This is a genomic window from Collinsella sp. AF16-8, assembly GCF_003462695.1.
GTDB lineage: Bacteria > Actinomycetota > Coriobacteriia > Coriobacteriales > Coriobacteriaceae > Collinsella.
On record NZ_QRXX01000019.1, the window covers coordinates 1 to 6180 of the forward strand.

Consider the following 6180-nt stretch of genomic DNA (forward strand, 5'->3'; position numbering starts at 1 on the left):
AGCCTCTCTTCATGAGCCCCGCAGTCCGCTCCGACTGCGGGGCTTTTGCTGTTTGAGATGTGTGCAGGGGGCAAACAAGAGCAAATTTGGTTAGATGCTCAGATCATGGGATGCCTGAAACCAGACGATGATTCCCAGAATCCTAATTCGGCGTTTGTCCAGCACGATATCCGGTTCCGCTGTGCGATATGAGTAGGATGAGAGCATCACGGTGTTCGTACCGGTGCTATAACGACGTATGACGATTCTTGAATTATCGGCCAAGGCGAGGACGGAGCATCCGTTCCAGGGTTTCAGGTTTGGATCCACGAGGAGAAGGGATCCAATCGGGTAGCATTTGGACATGGCGGACGTGTCCATTTGAACAAAGAAGCACCCGCGATGTTTCTTGAATACGGATGAGGGAAGCGCGGTTATTCCGGTTTGTTTAAGTCCCGTTCTGCCTCCATTCTTCAAGATTTTAAATACATCGCAAAGGGAATCAGTAGTAACTTCTTTGGATTCCCCCTTCCGCCCCTCGTGGTCGAGCTTTGCGGCAAGCCCTGCGGTTTCAGATGTGAGGTCGTCGAGCTGCAGGTTAAATTTCGATACTATCTTGAGCAACGTTGAGCGGCGGATTGTATAGCGGTCCTTTTCCCAGCGGCATACCGTTTCTTTGGAGACGCCGATGAGTGCCGCGAATTCCTCCTGTGTCAGCTGGTCGCGCTTGCGAAGCGCCTTTATGTTTTGACCCGTTCCCATGTTATGAAGTGCGGACGAGGGGGAGGCAGAGGCAGTTGGGGCCGCCAAAGCCGTTTGTCAGCTCAAAGATAGAGATGGGAATAAGGTCAATACCGGCCTGCTCCAGCGCTTTGTTGGTTTCGGCGTTTTCTTCGTATACGCAGACCTTGCCTGGCTCCAAACAAAGGGTGCTTGTGGCATTGTTGGTCCTTTCGACCTCTGCTGCTCCGGGATTTGAGCCACCGCAAAGGATAAACTGCAACGAACTTGAACCTAGGGCTAATCGCAACGCTTCTTTCAGTCCGCCTGCGACATGACACGCACGGGTTGTCCCTTCCGATCTGCCCCGCGTAATGCGGTAGACTCGCGCTTGGTCGAGAAGCTCCCGAGCAACGAGGAATGTCTCGTAGTCAACGCGAGTGAAATATGTGTCGAGATGAATGCAGAGGTCATCGTAGGGGACCTGAATGGCCCATACGGACTCAATAGTCGAGTTCTCATCCCACAGCAAGTTATTTGCTAAAGTGTCTATCGCCGCCGGCTCGGTTCGTTGCGAGATTCCAACGGCTATGTTTTCGCTGTTGAGGTTGTGCAGGTCGCCGCCTTCAATGTGGTAAGTCGATTCATGCTTGAAGAACTGAGGGGTCTCGCGGAAATCTGGGTGATAGGTAAAAATCGTTTTGTAGGCGATAACCTCACGGTTGCGCTCTGGCCAGTACATGTGGTTGAGCGTAACGCCTTCGCCGATGACGCTCGCCGGATCGCGTGTGAACCACATGGTGTTAAGGGGGCTTACGAGAAGATCGTCAGGTGAGTATGCGTCTGCCGTCAGTTTCGTGAGGCTGAACACCTCTTTATCTGTGTTGAAGACCTGGGAGTAGCGGATGCCGTTGACTGCTGCTTGAGCAAGGGCGCGGGAGCCTTCGATGCGCTCGAGATACTCGCGAATGGCAGACTCGAGCTCAATGCCCCGCGCGCCGCATTCTGAAATGTAGCTATCGATAAAAGAGCGACGCGCTTGCTCTGTCGCATCAAGGGCTTCGGTAAGAAGGTTTTCAAGATAGAGAATCTCTACCCCTTCGTGCTCGAGCATCGCCGAGTAAGCATGATGCTCCCTAAGGGCTTTATCAAGATCGAATGAGCTGCTAGACGGACGCAACGTAAAGACCCGATTGAACTGCCCGTCGGGGTAGTTGCGCGTTTCGGGGCCGGGACAGTGCAGAAGCACCTTTTTTAGCTTTCCTATTTCATTTTGAACATGCAATGCGGACATGTGACCTCGCTTTGGCGGTGAGTATTTATTGCTTCCATAGTGGCACATTACGAGTTTGATTAAATTTACATCATATCTGTCACAGGTGAATGGCACGAACCGACTTAGTAATTGATGTTAAACATCAATTTAGATAGCAAATTGACAAATTACATCAATCTGAAATCCGTTTACGGGTTGATGCGCTTCGTTGGCGGGCGAAGAGACGGAAGGGTGTTTTGCGCGATGACACAATGGCTTTGCCGGCAACGAAAAACCCCTGAATTAAGGAGGAGAGATGGCAGAGACAGAAAAGAAGCGCACTCCTCGAGTCCCGCACGTGTACACCATCATTCTCGTCTTGATGGCCGTATTTGCCGTTCTGACCTGGGTCGTGCCTTCGGGTTCGTTTGAGCGCCAGGAGGTTAACGGTCGCGAGGTAACGGTCTCGGGCACCTATGAGCCTGTCGATAAGGTCTATACGGACGAGGACGGCAACGAGGTCGATCTTCGCCAAGGCATCTTCGAAGTACTTGAGGCCCCTGCGATCGGCATCCAGCAAGCGGTCGAGGTCGTTGCATTCATTATGATCGTGGGAGGTTCCTTCCAGGTCATCACGGCGACCGGAGCCATCACGAGTGGCGTCGCCCGAGTGGTGAAGAAGTTCAAGAGCAAGGACGTCCTCATCATTCCGATCCTAATGGTGCTTTTTGCCTTGGGCGGCAGCACCTTTGGTATGGCAGAGGAGACGCTTCCGTTCTTTGCGATTCTTATGCCGATCATGATGGCCATGGGCTTCGACTCAATTACAGCGTTCATGACGGTGTTTGTGGGTGCCCGTATCGGATACATCGCATCTACCGTCAATCCGTTCAACGTCCTGATTTCCCAGGGCATCCTCGGTATCCAGGGCAACCCCCAGCTTTGGTTGCGTACTATTGCCCTTGCCGTGCTCACGGCGGTTGCCGTCGCATGGGTTGTAATGTATGCCCTCAAGGTTAAGAAAAACCCCGAAGCGTCCCCCGCTTTCCACGATGATATCGAGAAACGCAAAGAGTTTGGCGCGGATGAGAACCTCCTCGATAGCGAGTTCACCGCTAAGCAAAAAGCCGTCATGGTTATTTTCGTGCTTGGACTTGGCGCTATCATTTGGGGCCTGGTAGCCCAGGGCTGGTACATGAACGAAATCTCTGCGATTTTCTTGGCCATGGCCCTTCTTTCTGGTGTTGTTTCCGGGATGAATGAGAAGGAGATCGCTGGCGAGTTCGTTAAGGGAATTGCAGATTTCGCGTTCTCTGCCATCGTTGTTGGACTTGCCCGCGGAATCCTCGTAATCGCCAATGACGGCCTCATCATCGATACGATTCTCAATACGCTCGCCACGGCTCTCACTGGAGTTCCAGCCGTTATCTTTACGAGCATCCTCTATGTCGTGGATAACCTTCTGTCGATCCTCGTTCCGAGCTCTTCGGGTATCGCTGCTCTTACGATTCCAATTTTTGGCCCGCTTGTTGAGCTGATGGGCTTAAACCCCGAGGCTGCAGTTACGGGTCTTTCCATGGGCAGCGCGGCCATGTCTCTCATTTCGCCAACAAGCGCGATGCTCGTTGCCGGTCTTGGCGTCTGCAAGATTCCGCTTGGCCAGTGGTGGAAGGTTGCTTGGAAATTCTTCCTGGTCGTGAGCGTTATCTGCATGGCATTCACTGCGGTTTCGGGCCTTATCCCCTTGCCGTAAAAGCAAAACCTTACATACAGTTGTAAGAAAGAAGGATAGAGATGAACAAAGGACTGAACGTTCATAGCGAGATTGGCGCCCTTAAGAAGGTGTGCGTCCATCGCCCCGGTATGGATCTTGTAAACATGAAGGCGGAGGATTTCGACCGCGTTTGGATTCACGACGCGTTCTATCTGGACTATGCCCAGAAAGAGCACGATCAGTTTACCGACCTTCTTCGCGGCGCTGGCGCCGAGGTCGTCTATATGGAAGACCTGGTTGCCGAGACGTTTGATAAGGTCGAGGGCGCGCGTGCGGAGTTCATGGGAAAGTTCATGAACGAGTCGGGTATCAAGAACGCCGCTCTTCGCCAGGCGGTTGTCGAGAAGCTCGATTCCATCAAGGACAACAAGGAATTTGTCCTCACAGCTATGGGCGGACTGTATGTGCGCGACCTCGAGATCCCGCATGTCGGCGGCTCTCTTGCCAGCCTGGACGGCGACGAGCTGAAGGGCGACGATATGGTGCTGTTCCCCATGCCGGCCTCGTATTTCTCCCGTGACCCTCTGGCTGTCGTGGGCAAGGGCGCTACCATGAACCGCATGTACTGGAATCAGCGCAATCGCGAAGTAATCTTCTACGAAACGGTGCTGCGTAACCATCCTGATTACGCTGGTAGCCCCATTTGGTATGACCACAACAGCGAGTGGCATATCGAGGGCGGCGATATCCTCAACATCAACGCCAAGACGCTCGCCATCGGTATTTCCGAGCGCACCCAGACTGCAGCCATCGATGAGCTCGCCAAGAATATGTTCTGGGGTTCCGATGAGGCCGAGATCGAGAACATCTATGCCATCAAGATTCCGCACGGCTATGCCTACATGCACCTCGACACCGTCTGCACGCAGGTCGATCGCGATAAGTTCACGGTCTATCCCGGCATCTACCAGACGCTTCGTGCCTACCGCCTGACCAAGGGCGATTCGGAGGGGGAGGTGCATATCGAGGAACTCGAGGGCACCCTGCAGCATATCCTCGAGCTTGCGACGGGTATGGACCATATCACCATGATTGAGTGCGGTGGTGGCGATCCGATCGAGGCTTCCCGTGAGCAGTGGAACGATGGTTCCAACACTCTTGCGGTCGCACCGGGCAAGGTCTGCGTGTATGAGCGCAACGTTGTAACCAACGATGCTCTTTACAAGGCTGGCGTCGAGCTGCTCGTCGCTCCCTCCGAGGAGCTTTCTCGCGGTCGCGGCGGCCCGCGTTGCATGACCATGCCGTTCTGGCGTGAGGAAATCTAGTCAGCGTTAGCGTATCTGGGCGGCGCGTGTGGTCTGCGCCGCCCATCCCTCCTTGTGTGTTCCAACAACCGAAAGGACTCAAATCATGGCTCTTAATCTTTCTGGTCGAAGCGTTCTTACCCTGCTTGACTTTACGTCCGAGGAAATCGAGTACATGCTCGACCTCTCAAAGAACTTCAAGGATATGAAGCGCGCCGGTTATCCGCACCGCTTTCTCGAGGGCAAGAACATTGTCCTGCTGTTTGAGAAGACCTCAACGCGCACGCGCTGTGCCTTCGAGGTCGGCGGTATGGACCTGGGTATGGGCGTGACCTACCTCGACCCCGGCTCGTCGCAGATGGGCAAGAAAGAGTCCATCGAGGATACCGCCCGCGTGCTCGGTCGCATGTATGACGGTATTGAGTATCGCGGCTCCGACCAGTCGATCGTCGAGGAGCTTGCCGCCAAGGCTGGCGTTCCCGTCTGGAACGGTCTGACCAACGAGTACCATCCCACCCAGGCCCTTGCCGACATTCTTACCATGCGTGAGGAGTTTGGCGACACGCGCGGCATGAAGCTCACCTATATGGGCAAGGAGCAGGGCAACGTCAGCGACTCCCTGATGGTTATCTGCGCCAAGCTCGGCATTAACTTCTGCTCCTGCGGACCCAAGGGCGATGTCGAGGGCGCCACGCACTTCGATCCCGAGCTTCTTGAGCGCTGCCAGGAGATCGCCGCTCAGAATGGCTGCACGATCCAGCTCACTGAGGATATCGAAGAGGGCGTCAAGGATGCAGACGTGATCTATACGGACGTTTGGGTCGGTATGGGCCAGGCTGAGGAGCTGTGGAAGAGCCGAATCGATCTTCTCTCTTCCTATCGAGTAACGCCCGAGGTCATGGCCAAGGCAAACCCCGGCGCCATCTTTATGCACTGCCTGCCGAGCTTCCACGATACGCAGACCACCATCGGCGCCGAGATTGCCGAGAAGTTCGGCGTGACCGAGATGGAGGTTTCCGACGAGGTCTTTGAGAGCGCGCAGTCTCGCGTGTTCCAGGAGGCCGAGAACCGCATGCATACCATTAAGGCCATGATGTACGCGACGCTTCGCTAGTAGCTGGGAAGTGAACGAACACTATGAGTAAACCGTACGGAAAGCCCGATCGTATTGTCGTCGCCCTCGGCGGCAACGCCCTCGGCAACAACCC

5 protein-coding genes are annotated in these 6180 nt (G+C 54.6%); 3 read left to right on the forward strand and 2 right to left on the reverse strand.

Translation table 11 applies throughout. From position 1 onward, the window contains the following. Positions 1–90 precede the first annotated feature (90 nt). The gene (locus DWW73_RS09905; protein WP_055252611.1) at positions 91–741 is read right to left on the reverse strand and encodes a LexA family transcriptional regulator; all 651 of its coding nucleotides are present in this window, start codon (positions 739–741) and stop codon (positions 91–93) included. A 1-nt stretch (position 742) separates the two neighbouring features. Then, positions 743–1993 (reverse strand): arginine deiminase family protein, encoded by a 1251-nt coding sequence (locus DWW73_RS09910; protein ID WP_158555317.1) that lies wholly within the window; start codon positions 1991–1993, stop codon positions 743–745. Positions 1994–2270: 277 nt separating this feature from the next. Here DWW73_RS09910 and DWW73_RS09915 point away from each other — a divergent pair, with 277 nt between their 5' ends. The 3 genes from DWW73_RS09915 to argF all read left to right on the forward strand — a co-directional run bounded on the left by DWW73_RS09915 (position 2271) and on the right by argF (position 6086). Further along, entirely contained in the window at positions 2271–3707 is a 1437-nt protein-coding gene (locus DWW73_RS09915) for a YfcC family protein (protein WP_199413514.1), read from the forward strand. A gap of 41 nt (positions 3708–3748) precedes the next feature. Then, positions 3749–4993: an arginine deiminase family protein gene (locus tag DWW73_RS09920; RefSeq protein ID WP_117779474.1), complete on the forward strand. Its 1245-nt coding sequence runs from the start codon at positions 3749–3751 to the stop codon at positions 4991–4993. Positions 4994–5078: 85 nt separating this feature from the next. After that, positions 5079–6086 carry an ornithine carbamoyltransferase gene (gene argF / locus DWW73_RS09925; protein WP_117779475.1) on the forward strand — a complete coding sequence of 336 codons (1008 nt, stop codon included), beginning with the start codon at positions 5079–5081 and terminating at the stop codon, positions 6084–6086. Positions 6087–6180 lie beyond the last annotated feature (94 nt).